This is a genomic window from Kistimonas ophiarachnellae (assembly GCF_057552235.1).
Map to the genome: position 1 here is coordinate 31,129 of NZ_BAAJPA010000017.1, position 22,992 is coordinate 54,120.

General features: G+C 55.0%; 23 protein-coding genes and 1 tRNA gene. 10 read left to right on the forward strand and 14 right to left on the reverse strand.

Translation table 11 applies throughout. The features are described 5' to 3' along the window. Positions 1 to 653 precede the first annotated feature (653 nt). The 8 genes from AC27K1_RS18550 to flhA are packed head-to-tail and all read left to right on the forward strand — an operon-like array spanning position 654 to position 7,340. Positions 654 to 1,508: a FliM/FliN family flagellar motor switch protein gene (locus AC27K1_RS18550; RefSeq protein ID WP_487152338.1), complete on the forward strand. Its 855-nt coding sequence runs from the start codon at positions 654 to 656 to the stop codon at positions 1,506 to 1,508. 11 nt (positions 1,509 to 1,519) lie between these two features. Further along, a complete protein-coding gene (fliN, locus tag AC27K1_RS18555; protein ID WP_487152282.1) occupies positions 1,520 to 1,882 on the forward strand; it encodes a flagellar motor switch protein FliN in 363 nt (120 codons plus the stop codon). A gap of 2 nt (positions 1,883 to 1,884) precedes the next feature. Beyond that, positions 1,885 to 2,292 (forward strand): flagellar biosynthetic protein FliO, encoded by a 408-nt coding sequence (gene fliO / locus AC27K1_RS18560; RefSeq protein ID WP_487152283.1) that lies wholly within the window; start codon positions 1,885 to 1,887, stop codon positions 2,290 to 2,292. Next, positions 2,289 to 3,014: a flagellar type III secretion system pore protein FliP gene (fliP, locus tag AC27K1_RS18565; protein ID WP_487152284.1), complete on the forward strand. Its 726-nt coding sequence runs from the start codon at positions 2,289 to 2,291 to the stop codon at positions 3,012 to 3,014. Before fliO ends, fliP begins: the two co-directional genes overlap by 4 nt. A gap of 4 nt (positions 3,015 to 3,018) precedes the next feature. Beyond that, positions 3,019 to 3,288, forward strand: coding sequence for a flagellar biosynthetic protein FliQ (locus AC27K1_RS18570; RefSeq protein ID WP_487152285.1), 270 nt, complete (start codon positions 3,019 to 3,021; stop codon positions 3,286 to 3,288). Position 3,289: 1 nt separating this feature from the next. Beyond that, positions 3,290 to 4,057 carry a flagellar biosynthetic protein FliR gene (fliR, locus tag AC27K1_RS18575; RefSeq protein ID WP_487152286.1) on the forward strand — a complete coding sequence of 256 codons (768 nt, stop codon included), beginning with the start codon at positions 3,290 to 3,292 and terminating at the stop codon, positions 4,055 to 4,057. Then, positions 4,058 to 5,209, forward strand: coding sequence for a flagellar biosynthesis protein FlhB (gene flhB, locus AC27K1_RS18580; RefSeq protein WP_487152287.1), 1,152 nt, complete (start codon positions 4,058 to 4,060; stop codon positions 5,207 to 5,209). Between the two features lie 22 nt (positions 5,210 to 5,231). Continuing rightward, positions 5,232 to 7,340, forward strand: a complete 2,109-nt coding sequence (flhA, locus tag AC27K1_RS18585; RefSeq protein WP_487152288.1) for a flagellar biosynthesis protein FlhA — start codon at positions 5,232 to 5,234, stop codon at positions 7,338 to 7,340. Positions 7,341 to 7,392: 52 nt separating this feature from the next. On the opposite strand, the gene recJ is transcribed toward flhA, so the two are convergent. The 5 genes from recJ to AC27K1_RS18610 all read right to left on the reverse strand — a co-directional run bounded on the left by recJ (position 7,393) and on the right by AC27K1_RS18610 (position 14,234). Further along, the gene (gene recJ / locus AC27K1_RS18590; RefSeq protein ID WP_487152289.1) at positions 7,393 to 9,234 is read right to left on the reverse strand and encodes a single-stranded-DNA-specific exonuclease RecJ; all 1,842 of its coding nucleotides are present in this window, start codon (positions 9,232 to 9,234) and stop codon (positions 7,393 to 7,395) included. 26 nt (positions 9,235 to 9,260) lie between these two features. Continuing rightward, positions 9,261 to 10,565 (reverse strand): MFS transporter, encoded by a 1,305-nt coding sequence (locus tag AC27K1_RS18595; protein WP_487152290.1) that lies wholly within the window; start codon positions 10,563 to 10,565, stop codon positions 9,261 to 9,263. A gap of 144 nt (positions 10,566 to 10,709) precedes the next feature. Beyond that, positions 10,710 to 12,104, reverse strand: coding sequence for a threonine synthase (gene thrC, locus AC27K1_RS18600; protein WP_487152291.1), 1,395 nt, complete (start codon positions 12,102 to 12,104; stop codon positions 10,710 to 10,712). A 112-nt stretch (positions 12,105 to 12,216) separates the two neighbouring features. After that, positions 12,217 to 13,518: a homoserine dehydrogenase gene (locus AC27K1_RS18605; RefSeq protein ID WP_487152292.1), complete on the reverse strand. Its 1,302-nt coding sequence runs from the start codon at positions 13,516 to 13,518 to the stop codon at positions 12,217 to 12,219. Positions 13,519 to 13,850: 332 nt separating this feature from the next. After that, positions 13,851 to 14,234: a group I truncated hemoglobin gene (locus AC27K1_RS18610; RefSeq protein WP_487152293.1), complete on the reverse strand. Its 384-nt coding sequence runs from the start codon at positions 14,232 to 14,234 to the stop codon at positions 13,851 to 13,853. 309 nt (positions 14,235 to 14,543) lie between these two features. Between AC27K1_RS18610 and AC27K1_RS18615 the strand changes: the two genes are divergently transcribed. Then, positions 14,544 to 14,620, forward strand: a tRNA-Pro gene (locus AC27K1_RS18615). Positions 14,621 to 14,802: 182 nt separating this feature from the next. Here the strand turns inward: AC27K1_RS18615 and AC27K1_RS18620 are convergent. The 9 genes from AC27K1_RS18620 to AC27K1_RS18660 form a co-directional block, all read right to left on the reverse strand. After that, positions 14,803 to 16,038, reverse strand: coding sequence for an MFS transporter (locus AC27K1_RS18620; RefSeq protein WP_487152294.1), 1,236 nt, complete (start codon positions 16,036 to 16,038; stop codon positions 14,803 to 14,805). 143 nt (positions 16,039 to 16,181) lie between these two features. Next, positions 16,182 to 16,979 (reverse strand): arylamine N-acetyltransferase family protein, encoded by a 798-nt coding sequence (locus AC27K1_RS18625; protein ID WP_487152296.1) that lies wholly within the window; start codon positions 16,977 to 16,979, stop codon positions 16,182 to 16,184. A gap of 169 nt (positions 16,980 to 17,148) precedes the next feature. Further along, a complete protein-coding gene (locus tag AC27K1_RS18630; protein ID WP_487152298.1) occupies positions 17,149 to 17,925 on the reverse strand; it encodes a DsbC family protein in 777 nt (258 codons plus the stop codon). A gap of 108 nt (positions 17,926 to 18,033) precedes the next feature. Further along, on the reverse strand, positions 18,034 to 18,921 hold the full coding sequence (xerD, locus tag AC27K1_RS18635) for a site-specific tyrosine recombinase XerD (protein WP_487152299.1): 888 nt from the start codon (positions 18,919 to 18,921) through the stop codon (positions 18,034 to 18,036). Positions 18,922 to 19,191: 270 nt separating this feature from the next. Beyond that, on the reverse strand, positions 19,192 to 19,545 hold the full coding sequence (gene rplS / locus AC27K1_RS18640; protein ID WP_345195991.1) for a 50S ribosomal protein L19: 354 nt from the start codon (positions 19,543 to 19,545) through the stop codon (positions 19,192 to 19,194). A 41-nt stretch (positions 19,546 to 19,586) separates the two neighbouring features. Continuing rightward, on the reverse strand, positions 19,587 to 20,357 hold the full coding sequence (gene trmD / locus AC27K1_RS18645; RefSeq protein WP_487152300.1) for a tRNA (guanosine(37)-N1)-methyltransferase TrmD: 771 nt from the start codon (positions 20,355 to 20,357) through the stop codon (positions 19,587 to 19,589). A gap of 2 nt (positions 20,358 to 20,359) precedes the next feature. Then, a complete protein-coding gene (gene rimM / locus AC27K1_RS18650; RefSeq protein ID WP_487152301.1) occupies positions 20,360 to 20,941 on the reverse strand; it encodes a ribosome maturation factor RimM in 582 nt (193 codons plus the stop codon). Then, the gene (gene rpsP / locus AC27K1_RS18655; RefSeq protein WP_345195995.1) at positions 20,941 to 21,177 is read right to left on the reverse strand and encodes a 30S ribosomal protein S16; all 237 of its coding nucleotides are present in this window, start codon (positions 21,175 to 21,177) and stop codon (positions 20,941 to 20,943) included. Before rpsP ends, rimM begins: the two co-directional genes overlap by 1 nt. Positions 21,178 to 21,520: 343 nt before the next feature. Beyond that, on the reverse strand, positions 21,521 to 21,883 hold the full coding sequence (locus tag AC27K1_RS18660; protein WP_487152302.1) for a hypothetical protein: 363 nt from the start codon (positions 21,881 to 21,883) through the stop codon (positions 21,521 to 21,523). Here AC27K1_RS18660 and AC27K1_RS18665 point away from each other — a divergent pair. Next, positions 21,872 to 22,702 carry a hypothetical protein gene (locus AC27K1_RS18665; RefSeq protein WP_487152303.1) on the forward strand — a complete coding sequence of 277 codons (831 nt, stop codon included), beginning with the start codon at positions 21,872 to 21,874 and terminating at the stop codon, positions 22,700 to 22,702. The genes AC27K1_RS18660 and AC27K1_RS18665 overlap by 12 nt on opposite strands. Positions 22,703 to 22,992: the final 290 nt, after the last annotated feature.

The following is a 22,992-nucleotide window of genomic DNA, read 5'->3' on the forward strand; positions in this document are numbered from 1 at the left end:
CCAGGCGCCATCGTACTGCCATAAAATCTGTTTTTTATCAAAACAGGCATGACAGCCAACAACATGACAACAGTAATGCAACGAACCGCCAATGTCGTTGATCACACGCAAGAGAATTGTCATTAGATAAATGATTAATTAATCCTATCCAAACACATAACAATCCCCCTGCAAAAAGGACGCTAATTTATTTCAAATTCAAAAAAATACAAATAGAACAGCCGTAAGATATATCCGAACAACGACAGGTATTTACACCTAGAAATAAAATAAACACAGATCCGTACAGACACGGAAGAACGCATTTAAAAAACAAGAAATCACGATTTAAAAATGCATTTCTGCGAAATTGTCAGAACTTTACACGGATGAATACAGATTGCACCAAGTGAAACCATCTAATTTCCGACCAATAACTATTTACATCTCACTGACACCCGGCCGACGGTTTATACCACCATCATTGTTGGCAAATAAATTGCTCATTTTTAAAACTATGGCATCATAGACTGTTAATCCGTTCAGAGACGGATAGCACACCCAAGCCATTCAATTAGCATTCTGGCACCATTTTGTCCTGACCATCCCGGCCGACAGGATACCGCCACGCTGTGCTTTTGCCCTTACCGAGAGCCGAGGAATACCTGGTGAGAATGAGGCCCATTGATTTACTTCAGGGAGAAATGAACTCCGCCCCCTTTGTGAACCTGTTCGAAACCATGGGCCGCCGCTGTTCTGAAATGCTCTCCAGCCAGCTGAAAAAGGAATGGGGTTCGAGCAACCAGATTGACAATACGTTTCAACGGGCGGAAATAAATTTCCGGAACAACCCGGCGATTAATAACAGCAATCTGCTCACCCATCCTTTTACTCTCAATTTACAGACGCGTGTCGCGTTATTAATTGATCGATCACTGCCTTCCATGCTGGTTGATATTGCCTGTGGCGGCAATGGAGAAATAATAACATGCAATGACCGGCTGACCGCCAGTGAAAGCCACATGCTCAATTGCCTGATCTCGCACCTTACAACACAGTATGCAAAAGCACTCGAGTTAATCAGCAATAACAGCCCTGTTAATTTTCTGGCTATCACAAACAACAACCCCCACCAGGCGATCATTGACCAGCCGGAACTGATACATACCATGACAATCAGGCTGGGCAACAATAGCGCTTCAACGCACTTCATTATCCCGGAAAAAAATTTCCGCCTTTTGCAGGTCAATCAACACAACAAGGCAACACCGTCTGTCGATACACAGTTGCTGAAGCAGGCCATGCATACCGTTCCGATCCCACTGACAGCCACGCTGTGCGAATTCACCCGCTCACTCGGTGAGATCCGGCAACTGCAGCCCGGTGATTTTATTCCTATCCGGCTGGCGTCAGTGGCCAGCGTACGCAGTGGCGGCAAGCACCTGTTTAATGCCCGTGTCGTCAAGCATGACGACCGGCTCTGCCTGCAGATGCTGGAACCTGTCAACAAGCCCAATTCTGACGCCTGAGGTAACTTACCATGTCTGATGCACACGCCGATCTTTCCATGACTCAACCTGCGGCCAGCCCGATCGACCTGGCGGAAGAGACATTGCCGCCTTCCGTTGAAGAAACCCATGATGCCGCCGACCTTTCCGTCATTCTCGACATCCCTGTCACCGTCGCACTGGAAGTCGGCACGGCCGAACTGTCCATTAACGAACTGCTGTCGCTCAAACAGGATGCCGTCATTGAGCTGGACCGCAAGGTGGGCGAACCACTGGATGTACGCGTCAATGGCCGACTGATTGCCCGTGGCGAAGTCGTGGAAGTCAACGGTCAATACGGGGTGCGCCTGAGCCAGGTGGTCAAGCAGCCCGAGGCCGGCCTGAAACTGAACTGATCATGCGTTTACTTTGTTCGGCCTTCCTTCTGCTCATGCCGCTGCCGACACTGGCCAGCGAACGCGCCACCAGCACCGACATATTATCCTGGGCACTTCAGACGGCAGGATTACTGGTTCTGGTGCTGGGGTTGTTCTTTGCGTTGACGTTCCTGCTTAACCGGCTGCGTCAGCACCCGTTATCCACTCGCCAGATGAAACTGCTGGAAACCCTGCCGCTTTCCCGCACCGAAAAAGTCTGCCGGGTACAGGTCGGTGACCGGATCATGCTACTCGGTGTCACGCCCGGCGGCATCACACCGCTGGCTGAACATCCGGCTGAAAAGACGACCACGGCTGATAAAAGCCAGCCCCCGCCTTTCGCTCAAATACTGGGGCGTTGTCGCGCAATGGAGATCAAGCCGTCATGAAATACCGCTTGCCACTCCTGCTGCTGTGGCTGGTTGCGCCAACCGCCATGGCTGACATTCCGTTGCTGCAGATGACCCAGACCGGCAGCGGGCAGGAATACAGCGCCAGCCTGCAGATCCTGCTGCTACTGACATCGCTGTCGTTTCTGCCCGCCGTACTGCTGGTCATGACCAGCTTTACCCGGATCATTATTGTCCTGTCCCTGTTGCGCCAGGCGCTGGGGGTTCAGCAGACGCCGCCCAACCCGGTACTGGTCGGACTGGCGCTGTTCCTGACGTTCTTCATCATGAAACCGGTGCTTGACCAGGTCTACGTTCAGGCCGTGGAACCCTATATGAGTGACCAGCTGACACTGAAAGAAGCGGCCATGGTCGCCGAAGGCCCGGTTCGCGGCTTCATGCTGCGCCAGACACGGGACTCCGATCTGCTGCGCATGCTGGAAATTGCCGGCGAACCCACCGATTTAACCGGCGCCGAGGTACCGTTCAGCGTACTGGTTCCGTCGTTTATTCTCAGCGAGCTGAAAACCGCGTTCCAGATCGGGTTCATGCTGTTTATCCCGTTCCTTGTCATCGACATGGTGGTCGCCAGCGTACTCATGGCGATGGGTATGATGATGCTGTCACCGCTGGTGATTTCACTGCCCTTCAAGCTGATGCTGTTCGTCCTGGCAGATGGCTGGGGCATGACTGTCGGCACGCTGGCCGCGAGTTTCGGATAGTCCCATGTCACCAGAGATTGTCATCGACCTGTTCCGACAGGCCCAGACGCTGGTCGTCATCATGGTTGCCGTGATCATTGGCCCCGGTCTGCTGGTCGGCCTGGTGGTTGCCCTGTTCCAGGCCACCACACAGATCAATGAGCAGACCCTGAGCTTTCTACCCAAGCTGATGGTGACACTGATGACCCTCGGCATTACCGGTCACTGGCTGCTGGGGCAATTGCTGTCACTGTTCGAACAGCTGTTTCTGGCCATTCCCGGGATGATTGGCTGAGATGGTGTCGACGGCAGAACTGACCGCCTGGGTCGGCCAGCTTGTCTGGCCGGCCTGTCGTATCGGTGCAGCCCTGTGGCTGATGCCGTTGTTCGGCCGTAACAACCTGACCCGACATATACGACTCGTACTCTGTATTGCACTGGCAATCCTGACCGCACCGCTGCTGCCACCGCTGCCGACGGTTGAACCGATGTCGTTCAGCGCCATTTTCATCACGTTTCAGCAGATCCTGATTGGACTGGCCATGGGCTTTGTCATTCTGCTCTGGCAGGCCGTTTTTTCGTTTACCGGGCAGGTAATCTCCATGCAGATGGGCCTGGCCATGGCCGTGATGAACGATCCGGCCAACGGCCCGGGTACGCCGCTGATTGGCAAGTGGCTGCAAACCATGGGATTGCTCATATTCCTGGCCATTGATGGCCACCTGGTCGTGGTGCAGGTCCTGGTTGAGAGCTTTCGCACACTTCCCATCGGTACGACACCGGACGAGTCTCATTTCATGCAACTGGTGATGCGCGGAGGCTGGCTGTTCAGCAGTGGCCTGCTGGTTGCGTTGCCTGCGGTCATCAGCATGCTGATGGTCAACATGGCCTTTGGCGTCATGAACCGGGCGGCATCACAACTGAACCTGTTCACGCTCGGTTTTCCCATGACACTGCTGCTGGGCCTGGTCACCCTGCTGTTCACCATGGACAGCATGTCAGGCCTGTTTGTCGATCTGAGCGATCAGTCCCTCCTATTTTTACGACAGTGGTCAGGAGGCTGAATGGCAGACAGCGCCCAGGAACGCACGGAACAACCCAGCGAAAAACGCCTGCGAGAGAGTCGCGAAAAAGGCCAGATTCCACGCTCCAGGGAACTGGTCACAGCGCTGATCCTGCTGGTCGGTTCCGCACTGCTGTATGCCAATGCCGGTGTCATGGCTGAAACCATGACCGGTATCTTACGCCTGAACCTCGCACTGACCCGTGACACCCTTTTTGCCGAGCAGCAGATGGGGATTGCACTCCACAGCTCCCTGCGGGCTGCGTTTACGGCACTGGTTCCTTTCTTCATTATCCTTGTACTCGCCGTCTTTATCGGCTCCGTTGGACTGGGCGGCTGGATCATGAATCCAGACCTCATGCGACCCAAATTTTCCCGTATCAGTCCGGCACAGTGGTTCAGCAAAGTCTTCTCGCTGAGCGCCCTGATGGAACTGTTTAAGTCCATTCTCAAGGTCAGCCTGGTGGTCGGCTGCCTGCTATGGCTGCTGTATACCTATTACCCCCGGCTGCTGACCCTGTCTCGCATCCCGCTCCCCATGGCGTTTACGCAGGGCCTGGAAGTGCTGGCGATCACCATGATGGCCTATGCCGCCACCCTGGGACTGATCGCATTGATTGATGCGCCCTGGCAACTGTTCCAGCACCGGCAAAAACTGATGATGACCAGGGAAGAGGTCAAGGAAGAATTTAAAAACCAGGACGGCAAGCCCGAAGTCAAAGCCCGTATCCGCCAGTTGCAGCGGGAGGCTGCCAACCGGCGGATGATGCAGCGGATACCGGAAGCCGACGTCATCATCGTCAACCCGACCCACTACTCGGTCGCCCTGCGTTACGCCCCGGAAAAGGCGGGCGCACCGTTTGTTATTGCCAAGGGTGTGGATGAAATCGCCCTGAAGATCCGTGAAATTGCCACGGAACACCGGGTCACGATCGTGGAATCCCCCGTGCTCGCCAGGGCTGTTTATCACACCACGAAAATTGACCAGGAAATTCCCGGCGACCTGTACATGGCCGTCGCCCAGATACTGGCGTATGTCCAGCAGCTGAAGCATTACCACCGGGGCGGCCAGCAACAGCCACCGGCGATGCCACCGCTGGACCTGCCGCCCGATTACGAACACCGATACCCATCACCGGATAACGATACCTGATGACATTCATCACGAGGAGAGGATGAAGAGCGCTTCCATTCGACAGCACCTGCCTGCCGCCCATACCCACCTGGGCCTGCCGCTGCTCTTGCTGGCCCTGCTGGCCATGGTGACCCTGCAGATCCCGCCACTGCTGCTGGATATGCTGTTCACCTTTAATATCGCCCTGTCGCTGATTGTCCTGCTGGTCGCGGTGTATACCCTGCGCCCACTGGATTTCAGGGTATTTCCCACCATCCTGCTGGTCGCCACCCTGATGCGACTGGCCCTGAACGTTGCCTCGACCCGTGTCGTTCTTCTGCACGGCCATAATGGCGGCGCCGCGGCTGGCAAGGTCATTGAAGCGTTCGGCAACGTGGTGATCGGCGGCAATTACGTGGTGGGTATCGTCGTCTTTACCATCCTGGTCGTGATCAACTTTGTGGTTGTCACCAAAGGCGGTGGTCGTATTTCTGAAGTTACCGCCCGCTTTACCCTGGACGCCATGCCGGGTAAACAGATGGCCATCGACGCCGATCTTAATGCGGGCCTGATCAACCAGGAAGAAGCCCGGCTCCGGCGTGACGAGGTCCGGCAGGAAGCGGATTTTTACGGCGCGATGGACGGCGCCAGTAAATTCGTCCGCGGTGACGCCATGGCAGGCCTGTTGATCCTGGCCATCAACATTATCGGCGGTGTGATCATTGGCATGCTGCAACACGGCATGCCCTTTGGCGATGCTTTCAAGACCTACTCCCTGTTGACCATCGGCGACGGCCTGGTGGCGCAGATTCCCTCGCTGATACTTTCCACCACCGCCGCCATGATGGTGACCCGGGTGTCTGACTCCGAGGAGATGGGCAAGCAGTTTAGCCGACAGATGTTCGCGTCCCCCAAGGCGCTGGCGGTCACGGCCGCCATCCTGGTCATCATGGGGATTGTTCCCGGCATGCCGCATCTTGCGTTCGTCGGCCTGGGCGGCCTGGCGGGCCTGGTCGCCTGGAAAATGTACACCTGGCAGCTGGGACAACAACAATCGGGCAGCGAACAAAAAGCCATTACGGAAAATATCGACACACCGACGTCCGGTGAATCCAGGGAACTGTCCTGGGATGACGTACCCCAGGTGGATGTGCTGGGACTGGAAATTGGCTACAAGCTGATTGGCCTGGTCGATCGCAAACGTAATGGCGAACTGCTCGACCGGATCAAAGGCGTCCGAAAAGCGTTGTCCACCAAACTGGGTTTCCTGATTCCCAGTGTCCATGTCCGGGACAATATACGACTACCGGCAACCGCCTACCGGATCAGCCTGATGGGCGTGGCGGTCAGCGAAGGCGATATCCAACCGGATCGCCTGCTGGCGCTCAATCCCGGCCAGGTGTTCGGAGAAATCGACGGCACAAAGACCACTGACCCGGCCTACGGCCTGCCCGCCGTCTGGATTGCCAGGGAACAAAGGGACCAGGCAATCGCCCTGGGTTATACCGTGGTTGACCCGGCGACTGTACTGGCAACCCACCTCAGCAAAATCATGGATGAACACGCCGATGAATTGCTGGGATTCGAGGAAACCCAGAAACTGGTCGACAAGCTGGGACGTATTTCCGGCAAACTGGTGGAAGAATTGATTCCCGGCAAAATCACCTTAAGCACCCTGCGCACTGTCTTCCAGCAATTATTGCTGGACAGGGTGCCCCTGACGGATCTCCGTACGATCGGCGGCGCATTGCTGGATGCAGCATCACGCCATACACATCCGGTACTGCTGGCCCAGGATGTACGCTCTGCACTGCGGCGAACCATCATTGATGACCTGGTAGGCATGGAGTTAACGATTCCGGTGATAACCCTGGCACAGCCCCTGGAGCAACTGCTACTGCAGGCTTACCAGACTTCACAGCAGACCGGCCAGTTCGCACCGGATGCGATTCCCCTGGATCCCAACGTGACCCGACAGCTGCAGCAATACATGCCGGAGGTCACCGAAAAGCAGCAGACACTGGGCAAACGCCCGATATTGCTGGTTGCCCCCCAGTTACGCCCACTACTGGCACGTTTTGCCCGTATCTGTGCGCCTGAACTGCGGGTGATCTCTTACAACGAAATACCCGACAACCGGCAAATAGCAGTTGAAGCGACATTAGGCTGACAACAGGTTCAATCCACGTCCGAATGTCAGAGAACAGAGAGCCATCCTGAGCCTATCGAACGACAGGCTCAAGATGATCCACCAGCAATTGCAGTGTCCGGTTGCCACGGAATTCATTGATATCCAGCTTATAGACCGCCCGGACTTTTCTGACCGAAAGATCCGGCCAGGTACCGGTATCGACATTAAAAGCGATACCATCAATCCAGTGATCGGCACCCGGACACATCAATACCATCTTCAGATGTTTTTCACCGACCAGACGTTGTTCGACTAATTCAAAGCAACCGTCAAAAACCGGCTCGGGAAAGTTCTGCCCCCACGGTCCGGCCTCTCGTAACAGCTCGGCCGTTGCCATGGAGAAGTCATTCATTGCCAACTCCCCATCGGTCAACACAAGCGCTTTTAACTGGTCTTCCGTAATAATGCGGCGTGCTTCCTCATCAAAGGCAGCAGCAAACCGATCATAGTCTTTCTGTCGTATGCTCAATCCGGCAGCCATGGCATGACCGCCAAATTTCAACAATAAACCGGGATTGCGGGTAGCAATAGCATCCAGCGCATCGCGTATGTGAAAACCGGGAATGGAACGGGCCGACCCTTTGATCTCCCCGTCCTGACTGGCAGCAAATGCAATCACCGGGCGATGCCGTTTTTCTTTCACCCGGGACGCCAGGATACCAATCACACCCTGGTGCCAGTCCTCCTGAAACAGGCACAACCCCCACGGCAGCGACTGTTCTTCATCCAGTTCCAGTTTGGCCAGCTCCCGCAAGGCATCATCACGCATACCCGACTCAATGGATTTACGTTCTTCATTCAAACTATCGAGTTCTGCAGCCATTTGCCGCGCCTGAAGAATGTCGTCAGTCAGCAACAATTCAATCCCAAGGGACATATCATCCAGCCGACCGGCGGCATTCAAACGAGGTCCCAGCGCAAACCCCAAATCCGTTGCTGACAAGGTATCCCTGCGACGCCTGGCGACATCCACCAGTGCGAGAACCCCTGCACAGGCACGTCCTGCACGAATACGCGCCAGCCCCTGATGCACAAGAATCCGGTTATTGGTATCCAGGCTGACAACATCCGCCACGGTACCCAATGCCACCAGGTCCAGGAAATCCGCCATATTCGGCTTCGCCACGCCGCTTTGTGCAAACCAGTCTCGCTGGTCCAGCGTCGTGCGAAGGGCGCAGAGTACATAAAAGATAATGCCGACACCCGCCGTATTCTTCCCGGGGAAAGGACACTCAGGCTGGTTAGGATTCACTATCGCATCCGCCGCTGGCAGTTCTTTGCCTGCCAGGTGGTGATCGGTCACTACCACCTGTATTCCCAGTGACCTGGCTGCCTCTACGCCGGCCATGCTGGAAATACCATTATCAACCGTCACCAGCACATCAGGCTGCTTCGCCCTGGCGACTTCGACAATTTCCGGTGTCAGCCCATAGCCGTATTCAAACCGGTTCGGCACCAGGTAATCCACCCAGGCCGCACCCATGGCGCGCAGCGCCCTGACGGCGAGGGCGCTGCTGGTCGCACCATCGCAGTCAAAATCCCCGACGATCAATATACGACGACGGTTGATTACAGCATCAGCCAGAATCGTCGCCGCTTCGCGGATGTCCTTCAAATCTTCATAGCTGTACAACCCCTTGAGGGTTCGGACGAGATCCTGGTCATTCAACACGCCCCGCGCTGCGTAAATACGCTGCAACAACAGCGGCATGTCTGCAGGAAAAGAGGCATGGGACAGATCGGGCGTGCGTTGCACAATAGAAAGTGTCATAGGGGCAGTACAGGGTTGTGAGTGAGAAAGCCAACGGCGCTTACCGGTCATCCATTCTACCAGTAGTCGCCAGGACTCTGCACACCCATGATACCGGCTCATTGATACGGCCTTCAGCAGAGCTGATATCAATTTATACATTCATCGTTGCTTATTACCCTGACCTTCACGTCGCCACTGTCTCTTGTCATATAAAGCACCAAACAGCCAAAACAGGTGACAGTGATCAAAAGTAAAACCGGTGACCAGGCGATGTCCGTTTTCTGTATCAACCAGGTTGCCGCCAGCGGCGCGCAACCGCCAAAGATCGCAAAGCCGGTGTTATAGGTAAAACCAATCCCCGTGAAGCGGACTTCTGCCGGGAAAAGCTGGAGCAGGATGCCCGGCCCGGCAATACTGACGACACCGGTCAGGATGGCGCCGAGAATAAATGCAGGCGCCAACCATTGGTCAGACTGTGCCGGTAAATAAAAGATCGGAAACACCAGCAGAAATTCCATGATGACAGCAAAGGCGAACACTTTACGGATACCCACTCGATCCGCGACAACCCCCACACCAACGGAACACAGCCCGGCCAAAAACAACACGACGCCGCCCACCAGCGATAACCACTGCCGGGATTCGGCAAATACCGTTTCGAGATAGGTTGGCCAAAAGACATTGATGAGAGTGGTCGTGGTACTGTTCATGGCAATACACAGCACACCACAAAATACTTCAAGCCTGTGATGCTGAAACAACACTGCCAACGGCACAGTCACAGTGCCACCCCGTAACTGAAGCCGTGTGAATGACAGCGTTTCCTGGAACCGGGTTCTGATCACGAATCCGATCACGCCCAGCAAGCCGCCGATCCAGAATGGTATACGCCAGCCGAAGTCTGTCATGGCATCAATCGTCATAAACAGCAACAGCCCGGCATGCACCAGGTATCCCAGGGTCAGTCCGGCGAACATACCCAGCACAATGCAGCCACATCCTGCATAGCACTGTTTGGGCAGAATCTCACGAATATACGTGAACGCTCCGCCTGACTCCCCGCCCATGGACAATCCCTGCATCAACCGCAGAAGGAGCAGCGAGACTGGCGCTGCAATGCCTATCTCATGGTAACCGGGCAAACACCCCATCAGCGCTGTCGATGACGCCATCAACAGCAGGGTCCAGACAAAGGGCTTCTTCCGGCCCCGGCGGTCGCCATGATGTCCGAACAAAACACCACCGAGCGGACGCACAAGATAGCCGGCACTGAAAGTGGCAAAGGTTAACAGCAGACCTTCCACCTGCGCTTCAGCAGGAAAAAAGACCGATGACAGGTACGGCGCCATCAGGGCATAAATCAGAAAATCGTAGGTTTCCAGCACACAACCCAGTGCTGTGATGATGACGAACTTCCGCGTTTTTATAGGGCTATTGTGTGCGCTGCTCACGGCATGGATCCTTTTTTAAAACAGAAAAACATGGCACACCGCCGGAGTGCTGCCAGATTTTTTCTCTGTAAAGGATTCAGGCAGAACAGGGAACAGAAAAAAGGCCGGTCTGTTTACCGGCCTTTAGTGAACGTTGATAACCACTTAACGCAGCGTAGCGGCAATAAACTCATGCACGGCTGAAAGTGAATGGGGCAATACTGTCATCCGTTCTTCACGGCTATGCAGATCCAGCAGGTGATGTGGCAACGCCGGGGCATCCAGTCCCGCCGCCAGGATAGCATCCGGGAACTTGACCGGGTGCGCGGTTGCCAGCGTAATAACCGGCACTTCACCGGAAGCATGGCAGTCACGCGCCGCCTTAACACCTATCGCGGTATGAGGATCGAGCAGGTATCCGGTCTGGTCAAAGACCTGCCGAATCGTCGCAACGGTTTCGTCATCATTGGCACACTGGCTGTCAAACAGGGTTTTCACTGACTGCCAACGGGATTCATCAATGGAGATCGCCCCTGAAGCATCAAACCCGGCCATTAACTCAGCCATCGCCCTGCCGTCGCGGTCATGAAGGTCAAACAGCAAACGTTCAAAATTGCTCGAGACCATGATGTCCATACTGGGTGACAAGGTATGACCCAGTGACTCCTTACGGTAACTGTTGGCACTGAAGAATCGATGCAGAATATCGTTGCGGTTGGTGCCCACAATCAGCTGCTGTATTGGCAGCCCCATGCCACGGGCAATATAACCGGCAAAAATATCCCCGAAATTCCCCGTGGGCACGGCAAAAGACACCGGCCGGAACGGACCACCCAGCGACAATGCCGCATGGAAGTAGTACACCACCTGCGCCATGATCCGCGCCCAGTTGATGGAATTCACCGCCACCAGCCTGCGTTCCCCGTTCAGGAAACCCTGCTCTGCAAAGCTGGCCTTCACGATCGCCTGGCAGTCATCAAAATTCCCTTCGATCGCCAGGTTATACACGTTGTCACTCAGCACAGTGGTCATCTGCCGACGCTGCACCTCAGATACCCGGTTATGGGGGTGCATGATGAAAATATCGACATGATCACTATGGCGACAACCTTCAATGGCGGCAGAGCCGGTATCGCCGGAAGTCGCACCTAATATGACCGCCCGCTCATCACGCCGGGTCAGGAAATGATCCAGCAGACGCCCCAGCAATTGCAGGGCAAAATCCTTGAACGCCAGTGTGGGCCCATGGAACAGTTCCATCACCCACTCATTCGTGTCCAGCTGTGTTAAAGGAGCGACAGCACTGTGGTTGAAGCCTGCATACGTGTCTTCAATAATCCCACGGAGCTTTTCATCTTCAATGGTGCCGCCCACAAACGGACGGATGATTTCGTAAGCCAGTCCGGCATACGACAACCCGGCAAAACCGGCAATCTGTTCAGTGGTAAAACGAGGTAGTTGTTCGGGAACATAAAGACCGCCATCCGACGCCAGGCCGGCCAGCAGTACATTTTCAAAATCCAGCGCGGGGGCAGCGCCACGGGTACTGATATATTTCACACTGTCTTCCTGCTGTACTTCCGTTTATGACGGCGCCTGCGCACCTGTTATTCTGACCACCCTGCCCGCCGTTGGTTCACAGGCTACGGACAGGGCCACAGGGATGGATCGCTTACTTCTCCAGGTGATCGACACGAATCCGGATGATGGAGCCGGTCACATCGGCGAGTTGCTCCAGCTCAATGATCGCGGTATCCATGATCGCCTCAAGGGTTTCATGGGTCAGGATCACGATGTCAGCACAGCCGTCACCTTCACGCACTTCTTTCTGCATGAGTGCATCAATATTGATGCCGTTGTGGCTGAGGATCTCAGTTACGCGGGTGAGTACACCCGGGTGGTCACTGACATGGAGGCGCAGGTAATAACTGCAGTGAATCTTTTCGATGGGCAGTACAGATGTTTGCTGATCGCTCTCGACAAAACCCAGCGGTGCAACCGCTGCCGTGGGAGCATCCAGCAGCCTCGCCACATCCAGGATATCAGCAATCACGGCGGAAGCCGTCGCTTCGCTGCCGGCACCAGGTCCGTAATAGAGGGTCTGCCCGACGGCATCACCTTCCATCAATACCGCGTTCATCACACCATCCACGCTCGCCAGAAGGTGTTTGGCCGGCACCAGGGTCGGGTGTACGCGCAGTTCGACACCTTCGCCGCGACGACGGGCAATTCCCAGGTGCTTCAGCCGGTAACCTAATTCGGCGGCGTATTGAATATCGCGGGGCGTGATGGCACTGATACCTTCGGTATAGGCTTTATCAAAATGCAGGGGGATTCCAAACGCGTTGGATGCCAGGATGGTCAGTTTGTGCGCGGCATCAATACCTTCCACATCAAAGGTGGGGTCCGCTTCTGCATAACCCAGCGCCTGGGCCTGCTTGAGGACCTCAGCAAACGGGCTGCCCTTGTCACGCATTTCGGTCAGGATGAAGTTACCGGTGCCATTGATGATGCCGGCCAGCCACTGAATTTTGTTGGCAGACAAACCTTCACGCAATGCCTTGATCGCCGGAATGCCTCCCGCCACACCGGCTTCATAGGCAACAATCACACCCTGCTCCCGGGCAGCGGCAAAAATCTCGTTACCATGCTCGGCAATCAACGCCTTGTTGGCCGTCACCACGTGCTTACCATTGGCGATGGCTGTCAGCACCAGTTGCTTTGCGGTGTCATAACCGCCAATCAGTTCAACCAGAACATCGACTTCAGGGTTGTTGGCGACATCAAAGATATCACGGGTCACGTTCATCCCCGTCGTATCACAGGCGGGGTTATCCCGCCTTGCGCCAATCTGCTCGATTTCTACACTGCGTCCCAACCGCCGGGCAATTTCCTCGCGGTTCCGGACAAGTACATTCACGGTTCCACTGCCGACTGTTCCCAGCCCACAGATGCCTACTCTGACCGGTTTCAAACTGGCACCCCGCTTTATGACCCGTCGTCGACGCGACGGTCATTCTTTATGTTTATTGCTTTATGTTTATTGCTTTTTCCGGGTTGATAGCCCGGCAGGTGAACGATTATAGCCTTAACATCAGGCGTTCTGCGACCGTTAACCGTCAGTTAAATGGAACGGGGAAAACGCAGAGAATAAAGACAACCGAGGGAAAATAATCTTGCAGACAGGTGCAGGAAGCACAATCACAAAACCCCGGAATCACGCCCGGGAACCAATCGTCTGTCAGGGATACTGCCCACACAGTCCAGACCCTGTGTACATCAGGCAGCGTGTCTGAACCGGCGGGATCAACGCTCGTCGGGAGCCGGGCGGCCTGCCCCCTGTACAACGTCGTCCCGCGTGGACGCCACGATACCAAGTACCTCTTTGCGCAGAGATTCTTCGACCCCTATCTCGACCAAAGTCTCTTCCAGGCAGCCAGCGACGACATCAAACTCGGCATGCGTAATCCCCAGACCGGCATGCGCTTCACGCAGCCCCCTGACCTCATCATCCAAAGGCCCCTCAAACGCAATCGAAAGAAAGGCGGCCTGTTTCCTGGCCAGCTTATCCAGGTCCATATTATAAAAGTAATGCCCAACAACAGGGTGATGCGACACCTTGTCATAAAAAACATTCACTGCCAGCAAAATAGCCGGAGCACCGCCAATCCGATCATAAAGCGTTGTCATGAAGTCCTTTCCCCCGAGTCATTCCTTTGCCGGGCACCGCCAAAAACGGTGATCACACTCGGCCCGTAACGCGCTACAGGCATCCTTTTGGCTGTTACGGATAACCTTTCCCCTATTAATACAGCTTATGCGCTCATTACCTCATTACAAGCGCCCAGGCGATATTCTCTCCCACCAGTAGCAGCGCTGCTGCTGACCGCACTGCAAAAAATCACTGACACCCTAAAAAAACTTTTGAATTACAGAACGTTATCCTATAAAGTACGCGCCGCACCCAACGAGACGGTTCACGAATCACGGGTGAAATAACGGGGTATAGCGCAGTCTGGTAGCGCGCCTGCTTTGGGAGCAGGATGTCGGGAGTTCGAATCTCTCTACCCCGACCAAACACTGAAAGCCTGTCACTGACAGGCTTTTTTTATGCCTGATACTTTCTCCTGCCACGAGCACCCACACTGCACAACGCAATCATTGCCTACAAAAAAGCCCTGTCTTAACAACAGGGCTTTTTGCGCGGATTTTGCCAGGACGTCCACCCCGGCCTATTGCATTCTTTTGTCATGGGGAATCATTTAGACACCAGGGCGTCCTGATCGGTTCGCGGGTTAATTTCCGACACCACCGGCGTATGACCCGGCATTGGCACAAAAACCTCTTCCGGCCCGGTAATAATCGGCGGACGCTGCTGCAGACGGAACATAAAGAAAACCGCCAGCGCCAGCATAATCGCGGCCAGCGAGACAAACAGGCCATTCGGGGCCACCTTCATCATCACCGATGAACCCAGCGGCCCGATGGTCGCGCCCAGGCTGTAAGCCAGCAGCATTCCCTGCGTTGCCGCCACCATGTCTTCCGGCGGCATATGGTCACAACCATGGCTGATGGCCAGGGGATACAGGGTAAATATCACGCCACCCAACAGGAAGAGCCACACCCACATCAGGGCATTGAACAGTGACAATATCAGGAATACCGACACCGCCACCCCCAGGAAACTGATCGCAATCAGCACCTTTCGACGGTCCATCCGGTCAGAAAGACGACCTACCGGGTATTGCAGCAACATACCACCCACTATCGTGATCGCCACCAGGTTACCGGTGCTTTTCTCATCCACCCCCTGCTCTGCAAAATGCAATGGCAGCAGGCCATACAGAGAGCCAATCGCAAGACCACTGGCCATACAGCCCAACAGGCCGGACGGCGTCAGCCTGTAAAGCTTGAGGATATTCAACGCTGATGGCGGATGAATAGGCGGCGCCGGCAAACGGGTCAGCGACGGCGGCATACTGGACGCCGCCAGCAAGGCCAGAATCACCAGGAATGGCTCATAACCCTGAACACCAAACGGCCCGAGGAACATCTGACCTGCCGCACTCGCCCCGTAATAGGAAATCATATACAGCGCCAGCAGCGTGCCCCGGTTGGACGGCTCACTCCCCGACAACAGCCACGACTCAACCACCAAAAAGATGCCAGCCACTGCAATACCCGACAGCAGTCTCAATACCTGCCAGAGCACCAGGTCAGAGACCAACCCCTGTATGCCCACAATCGTTCCCAGCAAGGCCATAAAGGCGGCAAAAGCCCGGATATGACCGATGGCGCTGATCAGCCGTTCCGTTCGGAAAGCGCCCAGCAGCAAGCCGAAATGATACAACGCGGCCGCCAGACCGATTTCAAAGCTGCCGCTCCCCTCCAGATTGAGGCGCAACGGGACCAGCGACATCAGGTAGCCATTTGCCGCAGAAAAAATGGTCAACCCCACCAGCGGCGCCACAAAGGAACGAAACCCGCCAAACATAAAACACCCTCAAAACAGGAAGTGAGCAGAAAATGGCGCAATCTATCACGTAGAAAGCCCCTGCAAGCATCAGCATATACCGTCATCCGAAATCGCACGTGCAAAGGCGCGTCAGGACAACCCCTGTCAATGCTGAACCCGATCTACCGGGCATCCGGCGCAAGCAGGGCTTCGACAGGCGTGGAACCGGGAAGTTCAATGCCGAAGGCCGATGCCAGTAAAGGGAGGTACTCAGATGCTCCCACCTGACGATGCGCGCAATCCCATCCCTTCTGACAGGTCAGCCTGTCAGTATTCAGCAGCAAGCGGCCATCCCGGTTTGAGCGATAAACAACGGTCCGGTTCCGATAAGCCGACTGCGACGAAGACTGGGTCCAGGCAACACGCGAGGCAAACTGTGAAAAAGTACAAGGACGCAGGGTGAACCGGTACTGTGGCACCCAGCCCCGGTCATCGGATCGCCTGACAAGATGCCAACAATCCCCAATTACGCGGAAACAAAAATCCCCTACAGGTTCAGACTGAACACAACCCTCAACCAGCCGCATAGGCCAATCAAAGACATCACCATGACCCACATCAACCAACCAGGGCGGATCATCTTCAACCAGCAAGACCAGGTGCTCAAACTCAGGTCCGAACCCTTTCTCCCCATGCCATAGCGAAGCCGATAAATAGTGCAGCTTATAACCCAGCTTTCGCAGCAGCCACGCAAATAGCCGATTCAACTCATAGCAATATCCGCCCCGACGCCTGCAAACCACTTTTTCATAGATGGCATTTATCTCCATCGATACCGGGATATCCAGCCGAAGATCAATCGTTTCATAAGGAACATGGTTCAGGTGCGCGACATGTAACGCTTTAAGGCATTCAGCGCTGCAGTCGGAATTGTAGACGTATTCAATCCTGTCCAGATAACGCTGTACATCGGCCGTCATAATCGCTTTCAGGAAAGGTCAAAATAAGGACTGATAATAGACGATGCATCTCCCCTCACTAACGAGAGGTGAATCATTACAGGCAGGAAAACCGAAATGGCCGAGAATCAAAAATAACAACGCCGTGATAAACACGGCGCATCGATAAAAAACTGAAAAACAGAAACAGTTACTGCTTGGTCACCGCCTGTTCAGGCAGAAGCCCCATCATCTGGGCAATATCCGCAGCGGGGCGGTAGCCGGGAATAGAAGTGCCATCTTCCAGGAAAATCGCCGGTGTACCACGAATACCCATTTTCACGCCCAGTTCGTACTGGTCATCAACCGGATTAATGCAGGACTTCTCAGGAATGGAACCGCCACTCTTGAGAATGTTCATAGCCTGCCTGGGATCATCAGAACACCAGGCGGATACCATCTTTTTGTAGGCTGAGGAACGCTGCCCGCCACGGGGGAAAGCCACGTAACGCAACTCTATACCCATGCGGTTCAACTCACCCACTTCGGAATGCAGCTTCCGGCAATAGCCACAGTCCACATCGGTGAAGGCGTAGACCACACCCTTAACCTCACCTTCCGGGGAAAAGATAATCATGTTCTTTTTCGAGAGTTCTGCCAGCTCCGCCTTGTTGGCCCTGGCCCTGACACTGTTGGTCAGGTTATCGATCTTGCCATTTTCCAGCTTCAGCAGATCGCCCTGGAAAAGGTACTGGCCATCCGCACTGGCGTAGAGCACATTACTGCCAGACAGTACGACTTCATAAACCCCTTTCAGAGGCGTCTCACTGACAGACTCAATGGGAATGGTGGGATCCAGCGCCTTCAGGCTGTTACGGATACTCACCGACGCTTTATCACTGGAGGATGCCTCAGCCGCCTCCTTTGCATGACCTCCCGCGGAGACCAGCAAGAGCAGCGACGCAAGATAAATTGAAAAGAACCGCATAAGCATCCTCATTCAGTCAGTAACGGATAGTTTAACCATAGTCCCAAACGGCATAGTGTACCGAGTCATCCCCCGATTCACGACACCCAAAATAAACGATTCATACCACTACCCTCTCGGGTGATGCTCAGCATGGAGCTGCTGCAGTCGATGCCTGGCCACATGGGTATAAATCTGGGTAGTCGATAGATCACTATGCCCCAGAAGCAGCTGAACAACCCGTAAATCGGCACCATGATTCAACAGGTGAGTCGCAAAGGCATGCCGCAATGTATGGGGCGACAGCGGCTTGTTGATACCGGCTTTTACCGCATATTTCTTGATGCGATGCCAGAACGTCTGCCGCGTCATTGACCTGCCCTGCCGCCCGGGAAACAAGGTGTCAGTTCGATTTTCACCCAACAGCACTGGCCGACCATGCGTCAGATAACGCTCCAACCAGTCGAGAGCATTCTCACCCAGCGGCACCAGTCGCTCCTTGCTGCCTTTACCCAGCACCCTGACAACGCCCTGCCGAAGATTGATATTGCCGGTTTTCAGTGCAACCAGTTCTGAGACCCGCAAGCCGCTGGCATACAGCAATTCCAGCATGGTACGGTCACGCAACTCCAGCGGTCGCCCCACTGACGGCGCCTGAAGCAACGCCTCTACATCCGCTTCACTGAGCGACTGTGGCAGCTGACGCCCCAGCTTAGGTGACTCAATCAGTGACACAGGATCTTCGCTAATCAACTCCCTGCGCAACAGGTAACGATAAAACCCCCGAATCGCCGACAACACCCGGGCTGTCGACCGGGCACTGTAAGCCCGCTCTACCCGCCAGCCAAGAAATTGCTGAAGCAATAAATGGCTGGCCTCAGCAAGTGTTTTACCGTGCTGTTCGAGCCAGCCAGAAAGCTGCTCCAGGTCCCTTCGGTACGCTGACAGACTATTGTCCGACAGGCCTTTTTCCAGCCAGAGACTTTCAAGGAACTGATCAATCAGGGTATTCGACACAAAATAATCCAGCCAATAAACGATAGTGTTAGCGTATCAACCACTCTACGCTTCAGACAACGGCAACACCCGAGAGGTTCAATTCTTAACCCAGAATCACAATGATGAAATATTCATACCAGTGAATATTCCAATAACGCGAGTGGTCGTCAGCGGCAACCCAATCCTTTTTAGACAAAACCCATTCATTACTTTCTACGATGTAATAAAAAAAGGGCAGCCAACAGGCTGCCCTTTTTCCGCCGGAAAGCGAGAATTAAACGGTCGGGATTAGTTAAGCTTTTCCTTGATGCGCGCAGCACGGCCGCTACGCTCACGCAGGTAGTACAGCTTGGCCTTGCGCACGTCACCGCGACGCTTGACCTGGATTTCTGCTACCAGCGGGCTGAAAGTCTGGAATACACGCTCAACGCCCACACCGTTGGAAATCTTACGAACAGTGAAAGCAGAGTTCAGACCACGGTTACGCTTGGCGATAACCACACCTTCGAACGCCTGCAGACGCTCACGGGTGCCTTCCTTTACCTTGACCTGTACGATCACGGTGTCACCGGGACCGAAAGCAGGTACTTCTTTCTCCATTTGCTCAGCTTCAAGCTGGGCAATAATCTTGTTTTTGCTCATGTGCAAAATGCTCCCAAAGTCAGTCAATTACGGTCCGCAGATTACTCTGCTTCAGGACTGTCGTTTACCGCCGTCCGGCCGGACTGGGCGATAAATTCTGCCAGCAGCCGCTCTTCTTCCCGGCTCATCGCCCGCCCTTCGAGAAGGTCCGGTCGACGCAGCCAGGTACGTCCCAGCGACTGCTTCAGACGCCACTTGCGGATCCGTTCATGGTCACCGCTCAACAGCGTCTCAGGCACCTGGCGCTCCTCGAACACCTCAGGTCGGGTGTAGTGAGGGCAGTCCAGCAGTCCTTCGGCAAAAGAATCCTCTTCAGCGGAATTCTTATGACCCAGGGTGCCCGGTACAAAGCGCGATATTGCATCAATGAGTGTCATTGCCGGCAGCTCGCCGCCGCTCAGCACGTAGTCCCCCAGAGACCACTCTTCGTCGATCTCGGTTTCCACCAGACGCTCATCAATGCCTTCGTAGCGTCCTGCAACCAGTATCAGCCGCGATCGTGCGGCCAGTTCTTCCACGCCGGCCTGGTCGAGCTTGCGACCCTGCGGCGACAGATAGATAACACGGGCTTCAGGACCTGCGGCAGCCTTGGCTGCCCGAATCGCATCACGCAGAGGTTGAATTTTCATCAACATGCCGGGACCACCGCCATAAGGCCGGTCATCCACTGTCCGATGTTTATCGTGGGTGAAATCCCGGGGATTCCAGGTATTCACCTCGATCAGTCCTTGCTTCACCGCGCGCCCGGAGACACCGAAATCGGTAATCGCCCGGAACATGTCGGGAAACAGGGTGACAACACCGAACCACATTTTTAAAAGTCCGGATCCCAGAGGACCCGCATAAACCCTTCTTCAAGGTTTATCTCTTGCACCACCTGGTCGAGCAGGTAAGGCACCATCCGTTCCCGCTTGTCGATACTGCCTTTGGCAGCACGCAGCACGAGGACGTCGTTGGAGCCTGTCTCGATCAGATGGTCTACCTTGCCCAGGTTTACCTCATCGCCAGATTCGGTGAGGGCAAGCACTGTCAGACCTTCGAGCTGGTGCCAGTAATAGTCACCCGCTTCCAGTTCCGGCAGCTCATCACGGCTGACCAGAATATCCGCCCCGGCAAATGTCAGGGCCTTGTCCCGGTCATCACAACCTGCGACATGGGCAACAATGCCCTTGCCGTGCTTGCGACCGCCATCGATGCTAACGGTCTGAACGCGACCGTCGGGGTAGCGCAACAACCATTGCCGGTATTTCAGGATGTTCTCCATCGGATCGGCAAAGGAATAGACTTTCACCCAGCCCTTGACGCCGTATACCGAGGTGATACGTCCCATGGTCACACCCTGTTCAGCCCCGAAGGACTGTCCAGACGGACGCACGGCTGCACCGGCAACGCTCATCAGGCAGCCTTAACCAGCTGCTTGACGCGGTCGCTCATCTGGGCGCCCTGTGCCAGCCAGAAGTCAACACGCTCACGATCGATGCGAACGCGCTCTTCCTGACCACGGGCAACGGGGTTGAAGAAACCCACACGCTCGATGAAACGGCCACCCTGTGCATTGCGGCTGTCAGCAACGGTCAGGTGGTAGAAGGGACGCTTTTTGGAGCCGCCCCGGGCAAGACGAATAGTTACCATGGAATCTGTCTTCCTGTAGTCTTTGCTTTCCGGCATTACGGGGTTTCATGGCCACCCTGAATACTCAGGACAACCCATCAAACAGAACGTCTGTACAGCAGTACCGGACGCACAGAGACCCGAGCCTCTACCCGTAAAGGCGGTGTATTCTACGGGAAATCAAGTGGGATGCAAATACGGCAAACCTCATTGTTTCACCGTAACGCCACGGCATCACCGATGGGCAGATCACCTGGCCATCATCCGACATCCATACAGCCTGCCAGACCAGGCAGTCCGGCAGGCTGTCAAAACGATGGAACCACATTGACAGCCTCCGGGCGCCTGATAAGAATTCTGTTTTTTAATCTAACGTACCAGCCTCCTGAACCAGCAAACCGTGATTACCAGCCAACCGGGCAAACGTACCCCAACCACACCCACAGGCAGAGAAACGGATGAAAATTGCAACGCCATTACCGTAGTGACGCCATCCGGTCACACCGCCAGGCTTGAACGCAACATCCATATCAGTCCTGATGACTTCAAAACAATCCGGCAATACCAGTGCCGCGTCTGTTATGAAACCTGGGTTCGACCGCTGCTGCTGACACACTGCCAGGCAATGATTGACCACTTCTGCTACACAGAAGTAGTTGAATACCTCGGAGAGAAACAGCTGGGGAACCTGTGCCTTCTCTGCCGGAGACCTCAGATGACCCTGCACCCGCAAACTGACCTGCAGGCAGCAGGTGAGGCTGTCGCCAACAGACTGTCCCGGCTGACGGTCAAATGCCCGGCGTCACAATGCGGCACATTATTGAACCTGAAAGATCTTGATGCGCACCTGGACAACGCCCACCTGGGCACACCGCTGCCGTCCTATGCGGACACAGCGTTTTTTCACAACCGCCGTTACCCACCCCCCTCTCCCGCCAGGCCCTTAATGCCACAAACGACCGCCCCTGCGACAGCTTCAACTTCCGCCCCTGCCCTTTCACGACAATCCGCCAGCGCCTACAACCGCGCCATCTTCCAGCTGGCCGACCTGCAACGAGCCCTGAGACAAGCTCTCCGGGAGGATGGCGAATCATTCGATTGCGCAACCTTCGACGAGATCAAGCTGAGCACAACCAAAAGCGATATTCAGCTAACCCGACACCCCGACCCTCAGCCACCAAACCAAATCATCCTGCTGTCGTCCCACCCGGCCAAACGGCAGGGCAGGACAATCTGCCTGGAAGATTCGGATTCAACCGTCACCCTCAAACTGCCGGATAATTTCTCCCGCCGGCTGTGCCTGTACAGTCAGTTCGGCAAAATCAGCAGTGATACGCCACTGGCGTGCCCAGGCAGCCTGACGACCGCATTCAACAATATTGATATCAGGGTCAATCCGAACAGGACAGACGTCGCCGCCACAACCAGAAGCAACCAGCTACTGCATAACAATGCAGGCATTAACCTGCAACATCCGCCAACCCATAACGTCGACAAGATGTTAATCCTCAAATCCACCAACGGATACATCACCCTCAATCCGTGACCGGCATACTGCCAGCCAGCCCAACAGCCACCCCGTCGACTTGAAGCCCTCACTGACCCAACCTGTTAGCTTAATTAACCCTTTATCGTAAAAAGCCAGCCTTAACATTCCACCCGATGAACCAAACATCCCCGACACAGTCAAAAACGACAGGATCGTGCCTTTTACCCTCCAGGGGCGTCATAACCGGATCGACAAGACAGCCTGAAGATTCCGATTAACCACTGGATAAACCAATACGGTCAACCAGCAACAGGACGCGCAAGCGAAAAGGCAAAACACAGGCGCTT